This window comes from Methylocella sp., from assembly GCA_037200525.1.
GTDB lineage: Bacteria > Pseudomonadota > Alphaproteobacteria > Rhizobiales > Beijerinckiaceae > Methylocapsa.
The window spans coordinates 5,143,020-5,165,991 of sequence record JBBCGG010000001.1; the positions used below are offsets into that span (position 1 = coordinate 5,143,020).

The following is a 22,972-nucleotide window of genomic DNA, read 5'->3' on the forward strand; positions in this document are numbered from 1 at the left end:
ATCTCTCCTATTTCGATGACGGACGCGCCGGCAAAGGGCGCGTCCGACCCTGGCGCGCTGTGTCTTGCGGCTTGCCCGATTTGGTCTGCTTGAATTCCGATCTTATCCCGGCTGGCAACAGCGGTTTGGCCTTGGCCGCGTTGCGCAGGGCGAAACGGCCGGGACCACGCTGAGGTTGCGCCTCATCCGCATCCGGAGCGACGCCTGCGTCCGGTCCCTCCTCGTCGCCTTCGCCTTCCTCATCCTTCTCTTCGTCCAGCGTCGCCTTGGCCGCGCGCAAAGACCCACGGATCAGCGCATCGGTCAAAATGAGCCTCGCCTCGGCGATATCGCGTAGAATCAGCGCGATCTCGACAGCCTCATCCGGTCCGGCGTCGAGGCGCTCGAATTTTACGCAAGACTCGGCGCCCTCTCCCTCGACGGAGCCAATGAGGCCGCGAAACCGCTTGCGGCCATCGACGGCCGCACGCATTTCGATCCGCGCCTCCCGCCCAAGAGCGCGGGCAAAATCGGACGCTCGGACTAACGGCCGGTCGATCCCCGGCGAAGAAATCTCGAGGCGATAGGCTTGCTGCACCGGATCCTCGACATCAAGGACAGGCGATAAGGCCGCGCTGACGATTTCGCAGTCATTGACGCTCATCGAGCCGTCGGGTCGCTCCGTCATGATCTGCACGGTCATGCCGTCCTGCGCTGAAATCTTGACCCTGACCAGACGATAGCCAAGATCGGCCAGAACCGGCTGGACGACATGGGCGACCCGTGCGCCAACCCCGCTTTCCGCGACGAAACGCGCTTCGTCGAGCAATATCCGCGACTCTTCTGCTGAGATCGTGCTGTCGTGATCCAACCGAGACTGATTCCAATCCTGTCGATATAGCCGGTTTCCCAGCGTTAAGAGCGACCCTGAACCGCAGATCGACGGCAATAAAAAAGAGCGGGTCCGGATGGGCCCACTCTCAATAAGGCGATTATGCGAATAAGACAATCGCTATGAGAAAGATGAATATTCGCAATATAGTCAATTCGCGCCGCCTGCGCAAGCGGCATGTCCGAAAGGATGGCTACAGCATGATCGCGAAAAGTCGCAGCTTTCGGATCAGCTCATGCGTCGAAACAAATCGATAATAGGGCCGTCGGTTCAGGGCTGAAGCTGACGAAGGTTCGACGAGCATTTGCGCGTCTTCATCGATGGATCAAGTCAAGCGCTTCCAATCAAGGATTTGGGGGCGGCCATCGGGGCCGAGGCGCTGTCATACACAAGGTATTGCTCCGTGATCGTCTGGCCCAAACGATCATTGTCGCGCACGAAGGCCGTGATGAATTCGTGCAGCCCCATCTTGAAAATCTCATTGGTCGTGGCCTCTTCCAGCCGGTGCATCACATTATGCGCCTGGCGTTGCGCGGGACCCGTGCGGCCATAGGCCCGCCCGATGGCGTCGAGAAAGCGGACGATATTGTCGTAACAGGCGATCAGCGAACTCGGCATTTCGAGTTTCAAAATGAGGAGATCGGCAATCAGCCAGGGCTTGACGTTTTCCCGATAGACCCAGTGATAGGCGGTGAGCGCAGAGACGGCGCGTAGAATCGCGGTCCATTGAAAATAGTCGAGCGAGCCGCCGACCGCTTCGTTCTCCGGTAACAGCACATGATATTTCACGTCGAGGATGCGCGCGGTGTTATCCGCCCGCTCGATGTAAAGTCCAAGGCGCGAAAACCAGAAGGCGTCATTCCGCAACATGGTGCGGTGGGAGCAGCCATCGTAATCAAGCGAGGTTTTCTTCACAAATTCGAGGAATTTCGATAGCTCGCGACGATCGTAGCCGCGGGATCTGTTGTCCGCTTCGAAGCGCTTGAGTTCGATCCAGGCGCTGTTGATCGCATCCCACATTTCAACTGTCAGCGCCGTTCGCACCGCCCGCGCATTAGCGCGGGCCAATTCGATGCAATTGCGGATTGACGACGGATTGTCGGCGGCGAAGGTGAGATATTCGACGACGCTCGCCTCTTCGGCGGCGCCACGGGTCTCGTGGAATCCCGCAGCAGCCCCCGATGATTCGAGCGCGCTCTCCCATTCGGTGCCGGTCCCGGAATAATTCGTCGGCAATGCCGCAAGACGTTGCGTCGCCTCGACGATTCGGGCGAGGAAATCGGCGCGTTCGACATAGCGGGCGAGCCAGTACAGATTGTCAGCGGTGCGAGAAAGCATTCTCTGCTTCTTCTGATGCGCCCTCGGGCCAATTATCAACAGCTTCGCCAAGAGGGGGGCGCGAGCCGTTGTTCGCAATGACGGGGCAAAACTCTCCCGTAAAATCAATAGGTTTTGACGGCGCTTCGATAATTGTGCTGGCTTTGGTTTTGCCGCTGAAAAAGCGCTGATTCCTCAAAAATCGAATCGTCGACAATCCAGGTATCCTTGGTGCCGCCACCCTGGCTAGAATTGACGACAAGCGAGTTTTCGATCAAGGCGACCCGCGTGAGACCACCCGGCATGACGCGAACGCCATTCGCTCCCGTCAAGACAAAGGGCCGCAAATCAACATGCCGCGGCGCGACGCCGGCCTCGAAAAAGGTCGGAGTGGTCGAAAGGGCGAGCGTTGGCTGAGCAATGAAATTGCTCGGATCTTTGGCGAGCTTGGCGGCGAAAAGCTCGCGCGCCGCCTTCGTCGCATGGGGCCCAACGAGCATGCCATAGCCGCCCGACCCGTTGACTTCCTTGACCACCAGATCGGCGAGATTGGCGAGGACATAGCGTAGAGCCTCCGGCTCGCGGCAACGCCATGTCGGGACGTTTTTCAAAAGCGCCTTCTCGCCGAGGTAGAAATCGATGATTTCCGGCATGTAGGTGTAGATCGCTTTATCGTCCCCAACGCCCGTGCCCACCGCATTGGCGAGGGTCACATTGCCGGCCCGATAGGCCCGCATCAGTCCGGCGACGCCAAGGACGGAATCGGCTCTGAACGCCTCGGGATCAAGAAACTGATCGTCGATGCGGCGATAGAGCACGTCGATCTGCTTCGCCCCTTCGGTCGTGCGCATATAAACTTTATCGTCCGCGACGAAGAGATCGCGGCCTTCGACAAGTTCGACGCCGAGCTTATCGGCGAGGAACGAATGTTCGTAATAGGCGGAATTGAAGCGGCCAGGCGTCAAAAGCGCGATGGTCCGCTCCCCTTTTGCGGCGTCCGGCGCGACGGAGCGCAGCGCGGCGAGAAGCGCATCGGGGTAATTCTCAACCGGGGCGACCCGATGCTCGGCGAAAAGATCCGGCATGAGCCGCATCATCACTTCGCGATTCTCCAGCATGTAGGAGACGCCTGATGGCGTGCGCACATTGTCCTCAAGGACGTAGAAATCGTCCTCGCCAGTGCGTACGACGTCAATTCCGGCAATCTGCACGTAAATATTATGCGGGACCGGATGCCCCACCATTTCGGGCCGGAACTCCGCGTTGCCCAAAACAAGTTCGGCTGGAATCCGGCCGGCTTTGATGATCTCCTGACCGCCGTAAACGTCAGCCAGAAACAGATTGATGGCGTTGACCCGCTGCACGAGGCCGGCCTCGAGGCGAGCCCATTCCGACCGCAGCATAACGCGCGGAATAATGTCGAAAGGGATCAAACGCTCGCCAGCGTCTTTTTCGCCATAGACCGCGAAGGTGATGCCCATGCGGCGAAACAGCAGTTCCGCCTGGGCGCTGCGCGAGGCGAGATGGTCGCTCGGCGTCGTCGCAAGCCACCGGGCGATTTTGCCGTAGACGCGGCGGATCTCTCCGTCCGCCAAAGTCATTTCGTCGAAACAGCGCCCGTCTCCCAATCGCTTTCGCTCCTTGTTGAGAATCATCCGGCTCGCGGACCGCGCCAAAGACAGCAAAGCATTTTGCGTACCAAAGGCCGTCGTTGGAGCATGATTGCTTCAACCGAAGCGATCGCACTCCCTATCTCTTTGTTTCAATGTCCAATTTTTATCGAAAATCCGCAATTTCGCTGCACCGCGGTTCGCAGCGCTGATGACCACATATCTCCAATCATTCCTAATCCTTTTCCGTCATGGAAGGAATTCAAAAACCCGCCGCCCCAATCGACCTGAAGCTAGGGCGCTTTTCGGCGATAATGCTGGGCTTAAGCCTCGCGCAACCGCAAATTTTCAATGGAAACGCACAAAATTCCGTTGCCGGCGACCGCTGGATGCTGCTTCGTCCGCTGCTTACGACTTGAGCACTTCGCTGGATTTTGAAGCGCAGCTCCATAAAGACCGAAAAATCTCGCGGCCATTTTTTGCCCCGCTTAGTCAAATCGCCAGGCGTTTCAAAAAAAGCGCGCTTCCAGGACGCAGTCGCTTGGCGGGGCCCGTGCTGCGCGCAGATCGTTCGCAGCCACATTAAAGCTCGCATTTGCGGCGAAATGTTTCTTTTCCGCATCGACTTTGTTTTGTTATTATTTAGAGCAATATCTTATCGTTTTCGTCTCTGACGCTGGGCTGAACGTGCTGGTTTGATCGAACAGGCGATGATATTCGCGCTCGGATTTATGATCGCAGGGCTGATCGCTCTCGTGATCGCCCCGGCGTTTTGGCATCGCGCCCTCCGGCTGTCGACGCGCCGGCTCGAAATGCTGGTCCCCTTGTCGACGCGCGAAATTCTGGCGGAGCGTGACCTCCTCCGCGCGGAATTCGCCATCGATCGGCGGCGCTTTGAACAAAAAGAAGCCTCCCTCAATCGGCTCCGCGCCGCCGACATGGCTGAACTTGGCCGCCGGACGGCTGCGGTTGTTGGAAAAGACGACGAATTAATCGAGCTCAGCCGCCGCCACGCCGAACAAGGCGCGGCTTTGTCCGCGTCCGAGCGCGCTCTGGCGGATGCGGCCGGGCAGCTCGCCGCAACCTCGAGCGCGCTTTATGGGCAGATCGGTCTCGTCGAACGGAAAGACGCCGACCTTCAGCGGTTGCGAGACAGTCTCGCAGCCCTGCAGACCCACGCCAATATGCAAAGCATAAGCCTGACTGCTTTTGAGGAGCAGGTCGCGCAGCAAAAAGGAAAGCTTGCGCGCGAGGCGGACGAAATCGCGCGGTTGCGGCTTGAGCTTTCATCGCTTGGCCTCGAACGCGACGCTGATGTTGCAACCCTTAAAGCCACGGCGATGAGGCTTGCCGATCGAGAAGAAGCCCTCAAAGGCGCCGAAATGCGAGAGGTCGAATTACTCCGGCGGCGCAAGCGACTCATCGAGACCTCGCGCGCCATCGAACGCCGGATGGTTGAAAAAACCGACCGCCTCCGTGCGGAAAAAGCCGCGGCCCAAAAGGAACTCGACGCGGCGCGAACGGATGCTGAGAGCCTCGCGCGGGAAATGACCGGATTGCGGCGCCTCAACGCCATGCGAGACGCAACGCCGCTCTCGGCCGAACGTGAAGAAAACGCGATTTTACGTCAGAACATCAATGAGATCGGGGCCGCGATCATTCGCATGGCGAAAGGCAGCGCAGGCCTCGCGTTGGAGCCCGCCGCCGCCCATCAAGACGGCCGCGACAAACCAACCGATGCCAAGCCCGCTGCGCGCGCCGGGGAGAAACGCACGCCGCCAGCGCGCCCGACGCGCGCATGATTCTTGGATGTCGTAGAGTTCCGGCGATCAAGAGTAGTTAAAGGCGCAGGCCTCGCCCGATCCTTTTAGCCGCCGAGCTTGGCGACGAGCGCATCAGATACTTCGAAATTGGCATAAACATTCTGAACGTCGTCATTGTCTTCAAGGAGGCCGACGAGGCGCAATACTTTCTCGCCCGCTTCGTCGTCGACGGCGATCGTGTTTTGCGGCCTCCAGATCAAACTCGCTTTGCGCGGCTCGCCGAACTTCGACTCCAGCACCTGCGCCACGTCGCGGAGACTTTCGAGCGCGGTGATGATCTCATGGACGTCCTCGTCCGACTGGATGTCTTCCGCCCCAGCCTCGATCGCGGCCTCCATAATTGCGTCCTCCGACGCGACTTTGGCGGGAAACTCAATGAGCCCCACATGATCAAACATGAACGACACCGCGCCGGTCTCAGCCAGCGCGCCGCCCGCTTTGGTGAAATAGGAGCGCACGTCGCCCGCCGTGCGGTTGCGATTGTCGGTTAGCGCTTCAATGATGACGGCAACGCCGCCCGGCGCATAGCCCTCGTAACGCACTTCATCATAATTCTCGCCATCGGCGCCGGAAGCTTTCTTGATGGCGCGTTCGATATTGTCTTTTGGCATGTTCTCCGCGCGCGCGGCCGTGACTGCGGCGCGCAGCCGGGCGTTCATCGCGGGATCGGGCAAACCGAGTTTGGCGGCGACGGTTATTTCTCTGGCGAGCTTGGAAAAGACCTTGGAGCGAATCGCGTCCTGCTTGCCCTTCTTGTGCATTATATTTTTAAACTGACTATGTCCGGCCATTCCTATCCCGCCTGTTCCGTCACCGCAGCGCGCGCTCCGCGCCCTGCGAGGGAATGGATATAATCCGGGATGCGGGGGAAATAAAGTCAGCGCCGCCAAGCGGCGGGCAAAGCTCCCTAGACCGGGGCGAGCCGCCCCATCAAGGTAGACCGCCTGACGGTTCAGTAATTATCGCGCGAAAAAGCTCTGCGGCTTTTCGGAAATGCTCAGCTAGATGCTAGCAACTGACTGCTCGAACAGTATTTTCACCTATTCCTCGCTGCCGCCGCTTGGAGCCGTGTTGATCGATGTCTTTTCGCGCAGGCGCGGCAGATCGCCGACCGCGCGGCGATCGTCTCGAGCCACAATTTCAGATATGGAAATTCCCAAATTGCCTGCCGATGCGGTGAATCAAAAACAGAGAGCATGACCGCTTCAGGCGATCATGCTCTCCATCTATGTAGTCAGACTCTGTGTCGCGTGATTAAACTGACGCGGCTGAGCTGGCGATTTGCGCCTGCCGCGTCTGCATTTCCAAGCGGGCCACGCCGGCCTTGACCGCGGATTGCACTTTTTCGAAGGCGCGAACCTCGATCTGACGCACGCGTTCGCGCGAAATATCGAATTCGTCGGAGAGAGCCTCCAGCGTCATTGGGTCATCGGCCAAGCGGCGCGCCTCAAAAATGCGACGCTCGCGGTCGTTCAGAACGCCAAGCGCATTATGCAAGGCGCCAAGGCGGTTATCAGCCTCTTCGCGATCGGCCAGCAAGTTCTCCTGCGTGGCGCTATCGTCGACGAGCCAATCCTGCCATTCGCCTTCGCCCTCTTCGCGCAACGGCGCGTTGAGCGAAGCGTCGCCCGACATGCGGCGATTCATATCGACGACATCCTGCTCGGACACGCCGAGGCGGTGAGCGATAGTCGTGACATGGTCAGGCTTGAGATCGCCCTCTTCCAGCGCCGAGATTTGGCTCTTTACCTTGCGCAGGTTGAAAAACAGCTTTTTCTGGCTCGCCGTCGTTCCCATTTTGACAAGCGACCAGGATCGCAAGATGTACTCTTGGATCGAGGCGCGAATCCACCACATCGCATAGGTCGCGAGACGAAACCCTTTATCGGGCTCGAACCGCTTGACGGCCTGCATCAAGCCGACATTGCCTTCCGACACGACTTCGCTGATCGGCAGCCCATAGCCCCGATATCCCATCGCGATTTTAGCGACGAGCCGGAGATGCGACGTGACGAGCTTATGGGCGGAGTCAGGATCGGCATGCTCGCGCCAGCATTTGGCCAGCATGTATTCCTCTTGCGGCTCCAGCATGGGGAACCGTCTGATTTCATTCAGGTAGCGAGCAAGCCCACTCTCGCCCGAGATCATCGGCAGCGCAGCACTCATAATTTCCACCTCCCGTCGGGCCCCCTCGCCAGCGGGCCCATGCATGATCACTCCGATGAGTCAACCATGCGATGTCTGAATATAAGATCCCTCTACCATGGCCGAAAGGGGGTGGCCATGTTGCGCCGCATTACAAGTTAGCAACCTTAGCTTGATTGGAGGCGCGTACCTCACAAACGCGTGCGATCCCGGCGCCCGCACGCACTCTTCAACGACGATTACGCGCGGAGGCGCTCCCGAGTTTCATCGAACTCAAAATAAAAAGGACGGAACTTAAGCGTTACCGGCAATTCAATAAGTTGGCTGATGCGACAAATGACGCCAATTTCCCTGCGTTAGGCTGCCCGGGCTCAATGCTCCGCCAAAGCTGCGTGCAGGTCGCGCATATCCGGCGGCGGGGCGCTTTCGAAATGCATCGCTGCCCCCGTCACAGGATGTGGAAACCCCAGAACGGCGGCATGCAAAGCTTGGCGAGACAATGCTTTCAAGGCCGCCTGTCCTGCGGCCGAAAGCCGCATCGCTTTGCTCTTAAATCCCCGCGCGTAAACGGGATCGCCGAGAACCGGATGCCCAATATGGGCCATATGCACTCTGATCTGATGAGTGCGCCCGGTCTCCAGCCGGCAAGCGATCAGGCACGCCTCGGCGCCAAAACTTTCAACGATCCGCCAATGGGTCACGGCGTGACGCCCGCGCCCCGGAAGAACCGCGATTTTTTCGCGATCGAACGCGTGCCGCCCCAGCGGCGCGTCGACGACGCCCGCGGACCGAGCCGGCACGCCCCAGACGAACGCCAGATATTCCCGCATGAGCGGGAGCGTTTTGCCGTGATCGGCGAAGGCTTTGGCGAGATTTTGGTGCGCGGCGTCGGTCTTCGCCACTACGAGGAGGCCGGAGGTGTCCTTGTCGAGCCGGTGCACGATGCCGGGACGCCGGACCCCGCCTATGCCGGACAGGCTCTCGCCGCAATGAGCGATCAGCGCATTGACGAGCGTTCCCGCTTCATGCCCGGCCGCCGGATGGACGACGAGCCCCGCCGGTTTGTCAACGACGAGCAGATGCTCGTCCTCATAAACCACGACGAGCGGAATAGCCTCGCCCGCAGGCGCAGCGTCCTCGGGCGGGGGAACCTCGAGGCCAATGATCTGGCCGCTGCGCACGGCAACGCTCGCGTCCGTGACGATCGCGCCATCGATGAGCACGCGACCGGCCTCAATCAGGCCTTTCAGCCTTGTGCGCGAAAGGTTTGCGCCCGCGGCCAAAGCCTCGCTGGCGAGATATCGGTCCAGCCTTTCGCCGCCCCGCTCGGGTCCGACTTGATAGGCGAAGCTGGAGCCATTGATCTGATTTGCCTCCAGTATTGTTGGCTCCTTCTCGGAATCCTTCCGCGCCAAATATCTCTGCGCCAAAAACCGCCATCCAATCATCGATATGGGAAGCGCCGCGCCGCCGACACATGTCTATCGCGCCAACGCATGCCTATCGCATGGAGGCGGCGATCTCGCCACATGCGCCCGAATCCTCTATAGGAGAACTGGCGTCAGCGCATCTTCCTCAATCAAGGACGAGGACGCCGCGAGCGCCCAATGTCGATTGTATCCGTTTATCTGCGCGTCTTGAGGCTCCTCGGCCGCGAAAAACATCTTGCGATTTTCCTCGCCTTTGCAAACCTCGCCCTCGCAATAGCGCAATTCGCCGAGCCTGTCCTGTTTGGACGCGTCATCGATAAATTGACCGGCGCCAAGGCCGCCAGCGGAGTTTTGAGTTTTGCGGACTTACAGCCGCTGCTCGCCGCCTGGGTAGGTTTTGGTCTCGCCTCCATACCGCTCGCCGTCGCCGTCGCCTTGCAGGCCGATCGCCTCGCCCATCGGCGCCGACTGGCGGTGATGGCGAATTTCTTTGAGCATGTCCTGCATCTTCCCCTGAGCTTTCATAGCAGCGCGCATTCCGGCCGGCTGCTGAAAGTCATGCTAGAAGGCGCCGGCGGAATGGCCGCCCTCTGGCTATCGTTTTTCCGCGAGAATTGCGCCTCTCTCGCGGCTCTGTTGATTCTTTTGCCTTTATCGCTGGTGCTGAACTGGCGCCTCGCAAGCATGCTTATCGTGCTCGTTTTCGCGTTCGGCTTCCTCACCGCCTTTGTCCTGCGCCGCACTGAATCGTTGCAGCAGAAGGTCGAGCGCCATAATAGCGCGCTCGCCGAGCATGTCTCCGACGCTTTCGGAAATGTCTCGGTGATCCAGAGCTTCACCCGCATCGAGAGCGAGGCCAAGACGCTGCGCCGCATCACCGACGCGGTCCTCGCCGCGCAGATGCCCGTGTTGACATGGTGGGCGATCGCCGCCGTCGGCGCGCGAGCTTCGGCTACCTTGACGCTGCTTTCGATTTTTTTGCTCGGAGCGTGGCTAAATCTGAAAGGCCTCGCGACGGTCGGCGAAATCGTCACCTTCATGAATTTCGCGGCGATGCTGATCGCTCGGCTCGAGCAGGTCGTCGGCTTCGTGAACAACCTCTTCATGCAGGCGCCAAAATTGAAGGACTTTTTTGATGTCCTCGACACCGTTCCGCAAGTTGCCGACAATCCATTCGCCGTCGATCCCGGCCGTCTAAAAGGCAAGGTCGCATTCGACCACGTGACTTTCTCTTATGACCGCAGGCGCAATGCCGTCTCCGATGTGGCTTTCGAGGTCGAGCCGGGGCAGACCGTGGCGCTTGTCGGCGCGACGGGATCGGGCAAGTCGACGACGCTCGGCCTGTTGCATCGCGTCTTTGATCCGACCGAAGGCAAGATCCTCATCGACGGCATCGATATCCGCGACATGACCCTGGCGTCGCTACGGCGCAATATCGGCGTGGTTTTCCAGGAGCCCATGCTGTTCGCCCGCTCGATCGAGGAAAATCTGCGGGTCGGACGCTCCGATGCGACAGAGGCCGAGATCGGCGCCGCGCTCGAACTGGCGCAGGCCGATGAATTCGTCGCGCGCCAGAGCGAGGGGCTCGCAACCATTGTCGGCGAGCGCGGCCGGTCCCTGTCGGGGGGCGAGCGCCAACGCGTTTCGATTGCCCGCGCGCTACTCAAAGATCCGCCGATCATGATTTTTGACGAAGCGACCGCCGCTCTCGATGCGGCCACCGAACGCCAACTGCAAAAGGCGCTCGAAAAAGCGATGGGAGGCCGCACCACCTTCGTCATCGCGCATCGGCTGGCGACCATTCGCGCCGCTGACCGCATTTTCGTGTTTGATCACGGCGAAATCGTCGAGTCGGGAAGCTTTGACGAACTGGTCGCCAAGAATGGCCGCTTCGCCGCCCTGGCGCGGGCGCAGTTCATGGTGATCGAGGAAGCAAAGCCGCGCAAAACGGCGGACGCCAGCGAAAGCCGGTTCGTGTAGGTTTTGATCCACGCAAGCTGAAATTGCTGGGCGTGAAAATCGCAATGGACGATTTCGGCACAGGCTATTCTTCGCTGCTGTCGCTACAGTCGTTTCCATTCGACAAAATCAAGATCGATCGTCCCTTTGTCAGGGCGTCGATTCACATCAACAGTCCGCCGCCATCGTTCGCGCCATCATCGCGCTCGGCAACGGTCTTCATATGCCCATCACCGCCTGAGTTCTGGTAAACGGCCGAAGCAATGTGCGCTCCTCGTAAAAATCGTTCGGGGAACAGCGCCGAGACGCCTCGAAAGACTTGAAGAAGTTTGTTGGGCGTGATCGGGTCGCTTAAGGATCTGCGCATAGCTTGGTCGATCACGCGGCGTCCGAATGGAGGGTGGCCTCGAATGGGATTAAAGCCATGACGGTTCTGGTTACCGGCGGGGCCGGTTATATCGGCGGGCATATGGCGCTTGCGCTGCTCGATGCCGGCGAAAGCGTCGTGGTGCTTGATGATCTTTCGACCGGGTTCGCCTGGGCCGTCCCATTGGCGGCGAAATTCATCGTCGGAGACCTTGGCGACGTCGCCCTCATCGATTCCCTGATCAAAGAATATGGCGTCGACGCCATTGCGCATTTCGCCGCAAAGATCGTGGTGCCTCAGTCGGTTACGGACCCTCTCGCCTATTATCTCAATAACGCCGCCAAGGCTCGCAACCTTCTCGAATGCGCCGTGCGCAACAAGGTCCAGCATTTCATCTTCTCATCGACGGCCGCAGTTTACGGCGAACCCTCCGTAAACCCCGTGCTCGAGACGGCTCCGCTGACGCCGATCAATCCCTACGGGCGCTCCAAGCTGATGGTCGAATGGATGCTCCAGGATGTCGCCACCGCGCACGGACTGCGCTTCGCCGCGCTGCGTTATTTCAATGTGGCCGGCGCTGATCCCAAGGGACGTCTAGGCCAATCCTCGCCGGTCGCAACCCATCTCATCAAGGTCGCAGTGCAGGCAGCGCTCGGCCAGCGCGCGGGCCTCGACGTGTTTGGAACGGATTATCCCACCCCGGACGGGTCCTGCATCCGCGATTACATTCAGGTGACCGATCTCGTCGACGCCCATCTTCTGGCGCTGCGTCATCTGCGCGCCGGCGGCGACAGCCTGACCTTGAATTGCGGCTACGGGCGCGGGCTCTCGGTGCTCGAGGTCATCGATGTCGTAAAGAAGGTGTCAAAGGTCGATTTCGACGTCCGCCTCAAGGGGCGGCGCGCAGGCGATCCGGCTTCGCTCGTCGCTGGCGCGGATCGCATCAAAACCGAGCTTGGTTGGACGCCGCGCCACGACCAGCTCACCGAGATCGTCCAGCAAGCGCTCGACTGGGAGCGCCATTTACAGAGCAAGCTTGGGTGAAAAGGGGGCCGCACGCGGCGCGATTTCGCGCCCTCTAGCGGCCTCCGAAAGTAGTCAGCGCAGGCCGAGGCTATCCAGGGCGTCGGCGATGCGGCGCTGAACGGCGTCAGGCAACGGCAGGATGGGGCGCGGTGGTTCTGTGTGGCAGAGGCCGCTTAGCCGCGCGGCCGCATAAATGACGCGCAGGCTGCTATGCTCCACGAATAGGTCCCACAGCGGCTGCAACTCGGCGTTCAGCCGCCGCGCCTCCGCCGCATCGCCGCGCCGAGCGGCGCGCACGATCCGCATGCAAGGCTCGGGAAACAAGCCCGCCAGGACACTGTACCAAGCGTCGCCGCCCGCGATCAAAGCCTCCGCCGCGCGCCAGTCCATGCTGTAGCCGAGCGAAAAATTGTCCGGCGTGACTGCGCGCAGACCATTCAAATGGGCTGCAACCGCATCGGCCTCGGGCGCAGGGTTCTTCACGGCGCGCAGATGAGGCAGTTTACTCAGTCGCCCGATCAGTCCGGCGCTGAACGTGAAGTGGGTCGTGCCGGGATTGTTGTAGATGCAAAGGGGCAAGTCAGTTGCGCCCGCTACCGCAGCAAAATGCTCGAATACTTCATCGTCGTTCACCGGCGTGTAGGAAACTGGGGCCAGAAGACCGCCAGCGGCCCCAGCGGCCTTTGCATCCCTTGCCAACTCCACAGCGTCGTCCGTACGTAATGCGCCGATCCCCGCCAGAACAGGCGTTGCGTCGCCGATTTGGTCGAGCGCAATTTCGATGGCGCGGCGGCGTTCCGCCCGAGATAAATAGGGATAGCTCCCCGTACTGCCGAGCAACCCGATCGAATCTACGCCCGCAGCCGTCAGCCGCGAGAGCAACCCCCGCAAAGAAGCCGCATCGACCCGGCCATGGGCGTCGGCCGGAGTGATCGGAAATGCGGAAAGACCTTGAAATGACGGCATCGCGAACTTTCGTTGTTACGAGACGTCACCTCGATATAACAAATGCGGCGCGGCATATAGATGCGAAATTCACAACGCTTTGCTCGTCTTCCTCGCCGATGCGGATAGGCATGGATCGTGGATGGGCCGCGGTCGCTATGCGCGAGGGAGGGAACGGGGGTATACCGATTTCCCACGTTTTTCCCATCCTCGACAACGACATCAGGCCGCTCACAGATTTTCGGTCTCAAAATAGCCCAACGCTATAGAGGAGAGCCTAACATGAGCCACAAAATTCATAACGTCGGCGCTGCGAAGCACATCGGCCAATACAGCGACGCCATTGAAACAGCGCCTGGATTGAGATGGCTTCACACCTCCGGGACCCCGGGAGTGTCGGAAGACGGTAAGTTTCCAAAGGGGATCGAGGCCCAAACGCGTTTGGCGTGGGGATATCTCCTAGCAGCCCTTGAGAAAGCGCAGATGACCACGGCGGATTTAGTGAAAGTCACCACCTCGTTGACCAACGCGCAGGACATTCCTACTTACGCGAAAGTCCGAGGCGAGATGCTGGGCGACGTAAGACCCGCATTCATGCTTCAGGTAGTCAGCCAAATGGTCAAACCGGATATCCTCGTAGAGATCGAAATCATAGCGGCCGCCAAATGAGGCGGCGGTCGGACCACGTGGCCCCGAAATAAATGAGACGCATGCCGAAGGCTAGCGCGGACGCGACCCGAGCCCCGGACCGTGCGCCAATTTCACAGATCAAGCTCGATCGCGGATGTCGGGGTTGCGCAACAGATGAGGACATTGCCCTCGGCGGGCGGATCGAGGGGCGACGGCGCGTAACGCAGCTGACCGTCGATCAGCCCGCTTTCACAGTTGTGGCACACCCCGCTGCGGCAAGACCATCTGACGGGAACGGAGCACGCCTCAGCCAGCTCCAGCAGACTGTTGAAGCGCGGGTCCCAATTGACGGCAAGGCCGCTTCTCGCAAACGTCACCACCGGACCTGAGCCTTGTGGGCCGTCGGGCAAGTGCGGAGCCAGATCGCTCGCGCCGACGACGCCTGGAGTGAGCGAGGCGGCCGGCCCGAAGATCTCGACATGAATGCGGGATGCTTCGACGCCCCATGCCTTCAGACCCGCTTGGAGATCTTCAAGAAGCCGGGCAGGCCCGCAGAGATAGAACTCGGCGTCCCGCGGAACGCTGATCTCCTGCAACATCGGCAGGGACAGATGGCCCTCCCTGTCGTAGTCGTCGCCAAGCCGGTCGTCGGGGCCGGGGCGACTATAGATGGTGCAGAGATGGCCGCGCTTGAGCGCCCTGACCATGGTGCGGGCTAAGGCTGCAAAGGAGTGGTGCTCCCTGTCGCGAGCGGAATGAAGCCACCAGACTTCGCGCGGCGCCGCGTCGTCTGCCGCCGCCGCTCCGTACAACATGCCGAGCATTGGCGTGACCCCCACGCCGGCGCTGAGCAGAACGAGGGGCGTCGTCCCCGGAACGAGCGTGAGCGAGCCCCGCGGCGCGCTGACCTCCAGGCTGTCTCCGACCCGAATGTGCGCGTGGAGAAAGCCGCTCGCTCGCTAGGCCGTGGTGACGAATTCGGCGTTTGAGGGATTCTCGCGAGGATCTTTCCATGATTCAAGGCTGATTTTTGGAGATCAGCCTTGATGATTCGGGATGTCGATGCGCTGCGAGACGATCAATGGGAGCGGCTTTGTGATCTTGTGCCAGGCGGAAGAGCCGGCCAGCGCGGGCCGCGCTGCGACAATCGACGCTTCGTCGACGCGCTGTTATGGATGGCCCGCTCGGGCGGCCGCTGGCGCGATCTGCCCGAACGCTTCGGCGACCATCAGGCGGTGAAACGCCGCTACTATCGCTGGATCGAGCGCGGCGCCTTGGACGGATTTCTTGAGGCATTCACCGCCGAGGCCGATCTCGAATGGCTGATGATCGACTCAACAATCGTGCGCGCCCATCAGCACGCGGCCGGCGCAAGGATCGCCAAAGGGGGGCGGATGCCCAAGGCCTGGGCCGCTCTCGCGGTGGTTTGAGCACCAAAATCCACGCCGCGACAGACGCACTCGGCAACCCCGTTCGGCTCCTTCTCGGACCTGGGCAGCGCAACGACATCACAAAAGCGCACGCCCTGATCGAAGGCTTTGCGGCCGATGCGATCATCGCCGATAAAGGTTATGACGCCAATCACTTGCGCAAGGCTGTTCTTATGCGTGAGGCTGAGCCGGTGATCCCATCAAAATCCAATCGCCGCGCGCCGCTCCCCTACGACAAGGCGCTCTACAAGGAGCGCAATCTCGTCGAGCGTTTCTTCAATAAACTGAAGCAGTTCCGGCGCGTCGCAACCCGATACGACAAGCTCCTCGCAAACTACCGAGGCTTCGTATTGCTCGCCGCTATTGCTATCATGCTCAGGTAATTCGTCACTACTGCCTAGCCCCCCTTCGTTCTTGACGGCGATTAGATATGTCCCGCCATTGAGAGCGCCGCAGAGAGAATAGTTCCGAGCGACGGGCGGCGCGTCCGGGTTCGGACGCAGCCTGACGACGATATGTTGCCCAGGAAGCGACGGCGGCAGCGGCGTTCCATCCTTGGCGCCGAGTTCGAAAGACCGCACGTCGGCGTTCTCCCGGCTCGAGGCGATCACATTCACGCAGCGAAAGCCGCTCCACGAGAGCGGAGCCGGCGGCGCTTGCGTCAGCCCGGCGTTCCCCGTGCGGCCGCCTTCCCCGGCCGCGACAAGCAGTGATTTCATCGAGCTTTGCCAGCCAGGGCTCAGGGCGGGAATCCGCGCCGCGCGGCGGAGCGCTTCGATCGGATGCTCAGCGCTGTAGAGAAGCGCGTCGATGTCGGCGACGGTCATGCGCTCTGGGCCGTCCGAGATCTTTTCGATCCGGTCTCCGGCCCGACTTCACCCTCCTCGATCACCCGAAAATAGAAGCCCGGCCGCCGGTGGGATACGAGGAGGGTCGGCATTTCTGGATGGTCGAGACGGATGCCAACCCTGTAACAGGTGACGCGCGGCTGGCTGACCTCGAAGACGCCGCCGCCAATGCGAAACCGGTCTCCAATACAGACCTCGGCGTCGGCCAGGCCATCGACTGTGAGGTTCTCTCCGAAGTTCCCATAGACAAAATCCTCTCGCCGGAGATAGGCCGCCCAGTAGCGGTAGGATTCGAGCTGATAGACCATGAGCGCGCGTTGCTCGCCGCCGTGGCCGGCAAGATCGGCCTGGCCGTCGCCAACGAGATTGAGCCGCCCAGCGAAAACACGCCCCTGCACCGGCTGCTTCCAGACCGCTGTGCGGACGGTTTTTCCGCGCCATTCCACCTCACGCGGCAACCCAACATTCACAGAGACGACGATACCCATGTCGCGGCGCTCCTGATGAAACGTCTATCTTGAATGCGGGGCGGCTAAGGCTCCGCCGATGAGAGCCGCGCCCAGCGGCTTACGCATGATCCTTATACGGCATCTTTCAAGCTCGCCCAAAGATGGCCGCTCGCAAGTCCTCGATGTGGCGCGAACCGGCTCATCAGACGCGCGGTTTGGTCAGCGTTCGGTCTTTCGGGAAGGTCATGCAACCGCTGCAATGCGGCGGCGAGCCCGCTATCGCCAACCGGCGCGGCATCTGCGAAACCGCTGCGCATAAGGACGTAGCGAGCTGTCCAGAGACCAATGCCGCGTTGGGCGACAAGCGCCATCTCTGCGGCGATGGCGGAAGTATTTGTCAAATTTTCAATGTCGAGAGCGCCGGTCGCCGCTGCCCGCGCGGCGTCGATAAGATAGCGCGCTTTTGACCGGGAATAGCGACGAGAGAGCAACTCCGATGCGTCGAGGTTCGCCACCGCCTCCGGCGTCGGATGGGCGCGCATATGCGCGATCCTTTCGCCCGCGAGCGCGATCATTTCGCGTCGCAAGGCGCTTGCAAATCGAAGATTTATTTGCTGTCCAATAATCGCCCAACACAATGCGTCGAAACTGGTCGGAAGAAGCGCAACACGCAGCCCCCGTCTCGGCCGCGCGAAGGCGGCGTGACTGCGTTCAAATTCACTCACATCGTTCTCAAGCCCAAGGATGCGAAGAGCGGCTGCATGCAAGCCTGCCATGCTCTTGCGGCCAATCTTCGCATCCGAATGGAAGCGGACCGCGGCTTGGCCGTCGCCCAGCGTCAGCTCCAGGATCGCTGCTCCGTCAGGAGTGGCGAGCGCCTTCCAGATGCGGTTGTCTTCGCTGCGTTCGCTCTGACTTTGCGGATCTCTGGCGTGATAGGCGAGGATTTCATCCGCTCGGTATCCCGCCGGAAGGACCAAGGAGAATCCACGCGACGCATTCAGCGCGCGATAGTCGCCAGGGCTCATTCGCATGCGCCCGAGAAACTCCTGTTGGAAAGCTGAGCTATCTGCGAAGCCCAAGCTCTCGCCGACGTCTGCAATTTCCAACTCGGCATTAAGCAGGTCGCGCGCGGAGCTGCGTATGCGCATCCGCCGCAGCCATTCTCCAGGCGTGAGGTGAGCGTGGTCGCCAAAGAGATCGTCCAGTTTCGACGGCGCAACGTCAAATTCTCTCGCCAGAGCGAACGAGCTTTCAATCGCTCGAGGCGAGCTCGAAACGCGATCCATCATCCGCTGGAAAAGGACCAAATCCCCATCGCCTTGGTAAAACCGATCGGGGCGACAAATTTTGCACGCGCGGAGACCTGCGGCCTTCGCCGCGAACAGTTGAAGTTCTTCTGATTTGCCGAAACGGGTCGGGCACGATGGCAGGCTATATATGCCAGTCGTCATCAGTCCCACGATGAACTGGCCGTCGAGCGCGCCATTGCGCGCTGCATTCCGATCCCAAGAGAGCGTTTGAGACAATTTTACGCGGTTTTCTTGATGGGCTTGGTCTCTGTTCCTTCGAGACTGAGCAAATGTGCTTTCGCCTCAAGACCGCCGGCAAATCCGGTGAGCTCGCCACTCGATCCAAGCACCCGATGGCAAGGGGCGATTACGGAGATCGGGTTCTTTCCATTCGCCGCTCCGACTGCTCTAACGGCGCTGGGATTACCAATTTGCCTTGCGATTTGCACGTACGATCGCGTCTCGCCGAACGGCACTGTGAGCAGCGCCCGCCAGACCTTCTTTTGAAATTCTGTCCCGGCAAAATCAAGCTTAAGGTCAAACGCCCGCCGCAGGCCGCCAAAATATTCCTCTAGCTGGCGCTCGGCTTCGAGCAGAATCGGATGTTCTTGGTCTTCTCCGACGATGTTTAGGCGAACTCTCTGCGGATTATCGTTCTCCCAAAGAATTGCCGCCAATCCGTCATTAGACGCGACCAGCTTCAATTCGCCGACCGGCGACTTAACCATCTTATAGAAGTAGTCCTTCTGCATGCCTTGCCGCACATTGCTCATATCCGGTTCCTCACGTCTCTAAACTTTAGCATGGGCAGTCGGGCGAAGACGCGTTTGCTCCTTGTCAGGAAGGTAAAGAATTTATGTTCGCTTTCTGAGCCCGAAGCTAGGCCGTAGTGGCCATTCATCTGAGCATTATGGCGACGGCGGTGATAGTAAAAAAGCCTCGATAGTTCGCGGGGAGCTTGTCAGTGGAATACCGTAGCCTTGCCGACCACGGTCAAACCATCATCGCTGAGCCGCAATCGCGCTGGCTGGCGGCGCAACGACCGCCTCGGTAGCCTGCGCTACGCTCGCCAACTTGAAGAGAAAGGTAGAGCCGTGACCTATGGCGCTGCGCACGGTCAACTCACTTCCTAGCCGCTCCACGAGATCGCGGCACAACAGGAGACCGAGTCCGCTACCTCGCTCGCCCGCAGTGCCGAGGGTCGTCGCGCGGCAGTCGAGTTTGAACAGATCGGCAATTTTGCCTGGGGGCATCCCGACGCCGGTGTCCGAGACCGCGATTTCGATGTCTTCGCCGCATCCGCGCGCTGATAGCGTCACCACGCCACCCGGCAGAGTGAATTTGACGGCATTGCTGACGAGATTGCGCAGCACCGCCGCGAGCATGTCACGATGCGCTTTGACCCAAAAACCCTCGCACTCAGCGCGCACGGACAGACCCTTATCGGCGGCCGCTTCGGCCGCGCCATTCAGCGTTTCGCGCGCGACCTCATCGAGGGCGACGTCACCCAAGGTGACGGCAACCGTATCCATCTGCAGGCTTGCCCAGGCGAAGAGGCTTTCCATAAGCGCATAGGCCTGGCGCGCCGCCTCTTGAACGCCCTGCGCGCGACGCTCGATAGCGGCGTGATCCCTCGAGGCCACCGCTCGACTAAGGACCCCGGATAGTCCGAGGACCGCCTGAAAGGGATTGCGCAGGTCATGGGCGATAATGGAGAATAGCAACGTCTTTTGCCGGTTCAAGGCGTCGAGAGCAAGCGAGTTCTCCTCCGCCTTACGCCGGGCTATTTCTAGCTCCATCAGGAAGGCGCGACGCGCCTTGGCGTAGCGAATGGCGCGCGCGAGGCTCGATGGATTGGCTTCGCTCTTAGCGAGATAATCGAGCGCGCCAGCCCGCATCAAGCGCAAGGCGATGTCCTGATTATCTTCGCCAGTCAACATTATGACGGCGTGGTTGCCGGATTCGGCCGAGAGCAATGCGGCGAGCAGTTCAAACGTGTCGACGTCGGGCAAACGATAGTCGAGCAGGACACAATCGAACGCGCGCTCCGTGGCGAGACGCAATCCGGTTGCGCCATCCGGCGCCTCGATGAGCTCGTGCGAAAGGTCCGCTTTCCTTAGTGCGCGGCGTACGCTTCCGCGATCCACCGCATCATCGTCAATCAAAAGTATGCGCGTCAACCTCGTCATAACGTTTCCGGAAACTCCACGATCTTCCAGTAGTGCTCCAACAAGGAGACGGCTTGTAGGAAAGTGTTGGCCGGATCCTGCTTGACGATGTACCCGGCGACGAATTGTTCATAAGCCCGCGCCTTGTCCTCCTCGGCCTTCGAAGTCGTGATGATGAAGACGATCGCCATTTTCAGCGCCTCGTCGGCGCGGAGCGCCTCAAGGAACTCCAAACCATTCATTCGTGGCATGTTGATAACGAGCAGGATCAGGTGAGGCTTAGCCAACTTGGCCCGGCCGTTTTCGCCGCGCAGAATCTCCAGCGCCTCGATTCCGTCGCGGGCGACGGTGATAGGATTGCCGATGCGGCTTTTGGCGAACGCGCGTTTGAACCCCTGGACGTCGACCTCATCGTCATCAACCAGCAGCAAATTGACGGTAGGCGCCATCTACGTTCCCTTTTTCTCGGTCGGCCAAACAAAATGCACTGCAAGACCTCGGCCTTTAGGGCTATCGGTCAGCCAGATCCGTCCACCTTGCCGGTCTATAAGTTTCTTTACAATGGCGAGGCCCATGCCGCTACCCTCGACTTCGTCGCGGGGCTTGAGTGTCTGAAACATGCCAAAAACGCGGTCGCGAAACCGCTCCGGAATGCCGGGTCCGTCATCCATCACCGTGAACTCGACGGCATCCGGCAGCGGTTGCGCGTCGACCCAGACGTGTCCGTCCGCCGGATGATCGTGATGCATGATTGCATTGCCTATCAAATTCTGCAGCGCCTGGGTCAGCGGCGCCCGGGCCGTCATCACCGTGGGCAAGCTCGGCGAGGCGACAACACTGAAGCCTTGGGGCGAACTAACCAGAATGGCGAGCTCTTCGACGAGTTTCTTCGCATCTACAAGATCGACCGTCGCCTCGTCACGTCCGGACCTGGAATAGGCCAGCGGGTCCTCGAGCAAACTCTCCAAGCGCCGCACCCGGCCTTTCAAAAGATCCATATTTGTGCGGGTGTCGCCGGCGAGAAACTGTTCGAGGTCCTCTTCAATCCAACTCGTCAGGTTTTCAATGCCGCGTAACGGCGCCTTGAGATCATGCGAGGCGACATAAGCGAACTGCTCTAACTCTTCATTCGAGCGGAGGAGATCACGCGCCTGCTGCTCAAGGCGGCGCTCCATTCGTTTGCGCTCGGTGATATCGGTCAACAGCGTCACGACGCCAAGAATGCGGCCATCTGGCGCGCGATGCGGCCGGTATACCGCTTCGACATCGCGGCGTGGCGAGCCGTGACGCGTGAGCTGATGCTCGAAATGCATTTCGTCACCGGAAAAGGCGGCCTCCAGTTCCTCGGCGACGCCGGGGAACGCGTCGGCCGCAAACACCTGTGCAAGGGGGCGACCATAGAGCTGCGAAACGTCCTCGGCCTGCAGGTTGAACCAACGCCCGAACTCGCCGTTAAGGAAACCGATTCTGCGGTTCGCGTCGACGTACCCGACCATTGCGGGAAGCGTATCGGCGGTCGCCCGCAGCACCGAGGTGCGATCAAGCTCGATCAGGCCGTTCTTGAAGATCTCAACGGCCCTCGCCATCTCGCCGACTTCGCTGCGTAGGCGGGTGCTCGGCACTTCGACTGAAAGGTCGCGCTGCGCCAGACGGCGCATGACGCCAGCTAATTGTATAAGCGGCTGCGCTATGAAACGGTTTATTGCAACGCCGATGGCGGCGCAAATTAGCAAGGTAACGATTGCGCTGACCCAGAGCGCTATGCTCGCATTACGCTGAGCGCGGGAAAGCATATCGTTGTGAAAAGCCAAGACGCGCTCTTCCTCGTCTTGAATCATCCTTAGCTTCGCGCGAAATTCCTCAAAGCGCCGTTTCCCTTCGCCGCTGCTCTCGATTCGGATGCCCTCGGCGCGCGTTGCCGGATCGGCCATCTCGTGGACCGCAGGCTCGCCGACGTTTTGCTGCCAGGCGCGGGCGACCGTCTCTGCATCCGCCAGCCGGGCGGATTGGGTCGAATTGCCGCCGAGCAGCTGGCGGATCCCAGCGATAGTTTCGTCGAGGGCCGCTCTTCCCGCGCGATAGGGCTCGAGGCTGGTCTCTTTGCCCGTGAGCAAATAGCCTCGCAGGCCCGCTTCCTGGTTCAGCATAGCGATGCGAAAATCGTCAAGCCCACGAATTATTTGATTTGAGCGCGCGCGTGCGTCAGTTACCGTTTGAAGCTGACTCAACGCTACAAAGAGCGCTCCGCCGCTCAAAAGAGACACGATCGCTATGGCGCCGACGGCGGCCCCGAGCGAGCGATTGAGACCGTGGGTGTTCGGCATGCAGATGGAGAACCTACGATAAGCGATCAGAGGAATGCTGCGAATGAACAATGGCGCAGATTGTAAAAAGCATACTGGGTGAAGTAAGCAACCATATCGAACGGATCCCGCCTTTTGCACCCTCCTTATTTGCATCAGCCTTTTTTTCCGACCGCGCGTCAAGCCTCGCATCCATTTTTTCAAGCCAGTCGAAATGTAAATAGACGTCTGGCGTTGTGCACGGCGTCAGCACCTGCGACACTATAAGACCGCAGACGATCGTATATTCAAGCTTCTGGATGCAGTTCCGCTCTGTTGCCCTTTGTAAGCATCAAGGGAGCCCCGCCCAGGAGCGCCGC

At 60.1% G+C, this 22,972-nt stretch carries 20 protein-coding genes and 2 pseudogenes; 7 read left to right on the forward strand and 15 right to left on the reverse strand.

Annotated features, from left to right (window positions below; all coding sequences use genetic code 11):
• Window positions 1-7 precede the first annotated feature (7 nt).
• From rimP to WDN46_25245, 3 genes are all read right to left on the reverse strand, one after another.
• The gene (rimP, locus tag WDN46_25235; protein ID MEJ0096589.1) at window positions 8-808 is read right to left on the reverse strand and encodes a ribosome maturation factor RimP; all 801 of its coding nucleotides are present in this window, start codon (window positions 806-808) and stop codon (window positions 8-10) included.
• 393 nt (window positions 809-1,201) lie between these two features.
• The gene (locus WDN46_25240) at window positions 1,202-2,209 is read right to left on the reverse strand and encodes an alpha-E domain-containing protein (GenBank protein ID MEJ0096590.1); all 1,008 of its coding nucleotides are present in this window, start codon (window positions 2,207-2,209) and stop codon (window positions 1,202-1,204) included.
• A 104-nt stretch (window positions 2,210-2,313) separates the two neighbouring features.
• The gene (locus tag WDN46_25245) at window positions 2,314-3,843 is read right to left on the reverse strand and encodes a circularly permuted type 2 ATP-grasp protein (GenBank protein ID MEJ0096591.1); all 1,530 of its coding nucleotides are present in this window, start codon (window positions 3,841-3,843) and stop codon (window positions 2,314-2,316) included.
• Window positions 3,844-4,049: 206 nt separating this feature from the next.
• On the opposite strand from WDN46_25245, the gene WDN46_25250 reads away from it, so the two are divergent.
• Together WDN46_25250 and WDN46_25255 are read left to right on the forward strand one after the other, a co-directional pair.
• Window positions 4,050-4,217: a hypothetical protein gene (locus tag WDN46_25250; GenBank protein ID MEJ0096592.1), complete on the forward strand. Its 168-nt coding sequence runs from the start codon at window positions 4,050-4,052 to the stop codon at window positions 4,215-4,217.
• Between the two features lie 276 nt (window positions 4,218-4,493).
• On the forward strand, window positions 4,494-5,600 hold the full coding sequence (locus tag WDN46_25255) for a hypothetical protein (GenBank protein ID MEJ0096593.1): 1,107 nt from the start codon (window positions 4,494-4,496) through the stop codon (window positions 5,598-5,600).
• A 65-nt stretch (window positions 5,601-5,665) separates the two neighbouring features.
• On the opposite strand, the gene WDN46_25260 is transcribed toward WDN46_25255, so the two are convergent.
• The 3 genes from WDN46_25260 to WDN46_25270 all read right to left on the reverse strand — a co-directional run bounded on the left by WDN46_25260 (window position 5,666) and on the right by WDN46_25270 (window position 9,181).
• Window positions 5,666-6,412: a YebC/PmpR family DNA-binding transcriptional regulator gene (locus WDN46_25260; GenBank protein MEJ0096594.1), complete on the reverse strand. Its 747-nt coding sequence runs from the start codon at window positions 6,410-6,412 to the stop codon at window positions 5,666-5,668.
• A 463-nt stretch (window positions 6,413-6,875) separates the two neighbouring features.
• On the reverse strand, window positions 6,876-7,787 hold the full coding sequence (rpoH, locus tag WDN46_25265) for an RNA polymerase sigma factor RpoH (GenBank protein MEJ0096595.1): 912 nt from the start codon (window positions 7,785-7,787) through the stop codon (window positions 6,876-6,878).
• Between the two features lie 350 nt (window positions 7,788-8,137).
• A complete protein-coding gene (locus WDN46_25270) occupies window positions 8,138-9,181 on the reverse strand; it encodes an RluA family pseudouridine synthase (protein MEJ0096596.1) in 1,044 nt (347 codons plus the stop codon).
• A gap of 192 nt (window positions 9,182-9,373) precedes the next feature.
• Here WDN46_25270 and WDN46_25275 point away from each other — a divergent pair, with 192 nt between their 5' ends.
• Both WDN46_25275 and WDN46_25280 read left to right on the forward strand, forming a co-directional pair.
• Window positions 9,374-11,176, forward strand: a complete 1,803-nt coding sequence (locus tag WDN46_25275; protein MEJ0096597.1) for a glucan ABC transporter ATP-binding protein/ permease — start codon at window positions 9,374-9,376, stop codon at window positions 11,174-11,176.
• Window positions 11,177-11,187: 11 nt separating this feature from the next.
• A pseudogene (locus WDN46_25280) lies at window positions 11,188-11,351 on the forward strand (EAL domain-containing protein).
• Here WDN46_25280 and WDN46_25285 read toward each other — a convergent pair.
• Window positions 11,319-11,537, reverse strand: coding sequence for a hypothetical protein (locus WDN46_25285; protein ID MEJ0096598.1), 219 nt, complete (start codon window positions 11,535-11,537; stop codon window positions 11,319-11,321). The pseudogene WDN46_25280 and the gene WDN46_25285 overlap by 33 nt on opposite strands.
• A gap of 42 nt (window positions 11,538-11,579) precedes the next feature.
• Between WDN46_25285 and galE the strand changes: the two genes are divergently transcribed.
• The gene (galE, locus tag WDN46_25290) at window positions 11,580-12,566 is read left to right on the forward strand and encodes a UDP-glucose 4-epimerase GalE (protein MEJ0096599.1); all 987 of its coding nucleotides are present in this window, start codon (window positions 11,580-11,582) and stop codon (window positions 12,564-12,566) included.
• A gap of 54 nt (window positions 12,567-12,620) precedes the next feature.
• Here the strand turns inward: galE and WDN46_25295 are convergent, their stop codons facing one another.
• Window positions 12,621-13,514 carry a dihydrodipicolinate synthase family protein gene (locus WDN46_25295; protein ID MEJ0096600.1) on the reverse strand — a complete coding sequence of 298 codons (894 nt, stop codon included), beginning with the start codon at window positions 13,512-13,514 and terminating at the stop codon, window positions 12,621-12,623.
• Between the two features lie 261 nt (window positions 13,515-13,775).
• On the opposite strand from WDN46_25295, the gene WDN46_25300 reads away from it, so the two are divergent.
• A complete protein-coding gene (locus WDN46_25300) occupies window positions 13,776-14,162 on the forward strand; it encodes a Rid family hydrolase (protein MEJ0096601.1) in 387 nt (128 codons plus the stop codon).
• 92 nt (window positions 14,163-14,254) lie between these two features.
• On the opposite strand, the gene WDN46_25305 is transcribed toward WDN46_25300, so the two are convergent.
• Complete coding sequence (locus WDN46_25305) at window positions 14,255-15,055, reverse strand: 2Fe-2S iron-sulfur cluster-binding protein (protein MEJ0096602.1); 801 nt, start codon at window positions 15,053-15,055, stop codon at window positions 14,255-14,257.
• A gap of 114 nt (window positions 15,056-15,169) precedes the next feature.
• On the opposite strand from WDN46_25305, the pseudogene WDN46_25310 reads away from it, so the two are divergent.
• A pseudogene (locus tag WDN46_25310) lies at window positions 15,170-15,936 on the forward strand (IS5 family transposase).
• Between the two features lie 440 nt (window positions 15,937-16,376).
• Here WDN46_25310 and WDN46_25315 read toward each other — a convergent pair.
• The 6 genes from WDN46_25315 to WDN46_25340 form a co-directional block, all read right to left on the reverse strand.
• Window positions 16,377-16,889: an MOSC domain-containing protein gene (locus WDN46_25315; GenBank protein ID MEJ0096603.1), complete on the reverse strand. Its 513-nt coding sequence runs from the start codon at window positions 16,887-16,889 to the stop codon at window positions 16,377-16,379.
• Between the two features lie 92 nt (window positions 16,890-16,981).
• Complete coding sequence (locus tag WDN46_25320; GenBank protein ID MEJ0096604.1) at window positions 16,982-18,160, reverse strand: helix-turn-helix domain-containing protein; 1,179 nt, start codon at window positions 18,158-18,160, stop codon at window positions 16,982-16,984.
• A gap of 221 nt (window positions 18,161-18,381) precedes the next feature.
• Entirely contained in the window at window positions 18,382-18,915 is a 534-nt protein-coding gene (locus WDN46_25325) for a methylated-DNA--[protein]-cysteine S-methyltransferase (GenBank protein ID MEJ0096605.1), read from the reverse strand.
• A 228-nt stretch (window positions 18,916-19,143) separates the two neighbouring features.
• Window positions 19,144-20,331 (reverse strand): hybrid sensor histidine kinase/response regulator, encoded by a 1,188-nt coding sequence (locus WDN46_25330; protein ID MEJ0096606.1) that lies wholly within the window; start codon window positions 20,329-20,331, stop codon window positions 19,144-19,146.
• Window positions 20,328-20,741 carry a response regulator gene (locus tag WDN46_25335; GenBank protein ID MEJ0096607.1) on the reverse strand — a complete coding sequence of 138 codons (414 nt, stop codon included), beginning with the start codon at window positions 20,739-20,741 and terminating at the stop codon, window positions 20,328-20,330. The genes WDN46_25330 and WDN46_25335 overlap by 4 nt, the downstream gene beginning before the upstream one ends.
• An 18-nt stretch (window positions 20,742-20,759) precedes the next feature.
• The gene (locus tag WDN46_25340) at window positions 20,760-22,634 is read right to left on the reverse strand and encodes a CHASE3 domain-containing protein (protein MEJ0096608.1); all 1,875 of its coding nucleotides are present in this window, start codon (window positions 22,632-22,634) and stop codon (window positions 20,760-20,762) included.
• Window positions 22,635-22,972 lie beyond the last annotated feature (338 nt).

Coding starts and splice junctions, on each gene's coding strand:
- WDN46_25240 (MEJ0096590.1), bottom strand. CDS start 2,209: ATGCTTTCTCGCACCGCTGACAATCTGTACTGGCTCGCCCGCTATGTC.
- WDN46_25245 (MEJ0096591.1), bottom strand. CDS start 3,843: ATGATTCTCAACAAGGAGCGAAAGCGATTGGGAGACGGGCGCTGTTTC.
- WDN46_25250 (MEJ0096592.1), top strand. CDS start 4,050: ATGGAAGGAATTCAAAAACCCGCCGCCCCAATCGACCTGAAGCTAGGG.
- WDN46_25260 (MEJ0096594.1), bottom strand. CDS start 6,412: ATGGCCGGACATAGTCAGTTTAAAAATATAATGCACAAGAAGGGCAAG.
- rpoH (MEJ0096595.1), bottom strand. CDS start 7,787: ATGAGTGCTGCGCTGCCGATGATCTCGGGCGAGAGTGGGCTTGCTCGC.
- WDN46_25275 (MEJ0096597.1), top strand. CDS start 9,374: ATGTCGATTGTATCCGTTTATCTGCGCGTCTTGAGGCTCCTCGGCCGC.
- galE (MEJ0096599.1), top strand. CDS start 11,580: ATGACGGTTCTGGTTACCGGCGGGGCCGGTTATATCGGCGGGCATATG.
- WDN46_25295 (MEJ0096600.1), bottom strand. CDS start 13,514: ATGCCGTCATTTCAAGGTCTTTCCGCATTTCCGATCACTCCGGCCGAC.
- WDN46_25300 (MEJ0096601.1), top strand. CDS start 13,776: ATGAGCCACAAAATTCATAACGTCGGCGCTGCGAAGCACATCGGCCAA.
- WDN46_25315 (MEJ0096603.1), bottom strand. CDS start 16,889: ATGGGTATCGTCGTCTCTGTGAATGTTGGGTTGCCGCGTGAGGTGGAA.
- WDN46_25325 (MEJ0096605.1), bottom strand. CDS start 18,915: ATGAGCAATGTGCGGCAAGGCATGCAGAAGGACTACTTCTATAAGATG.
- WDN46_25330 (MEJ0096606.1), bottom strand. CDS start 20,331: ATGACGAGGTTGACGCGCATACTTTTGATTGACGATGATGCGGTGGAT.
- WDN46_25340 (MEJ0096608.1), bottom strand. CDS start 22,634: ATGCCGAACACCCACGGTCTCAATCGCTCGCTCGGGGCCGCCGTCGGC.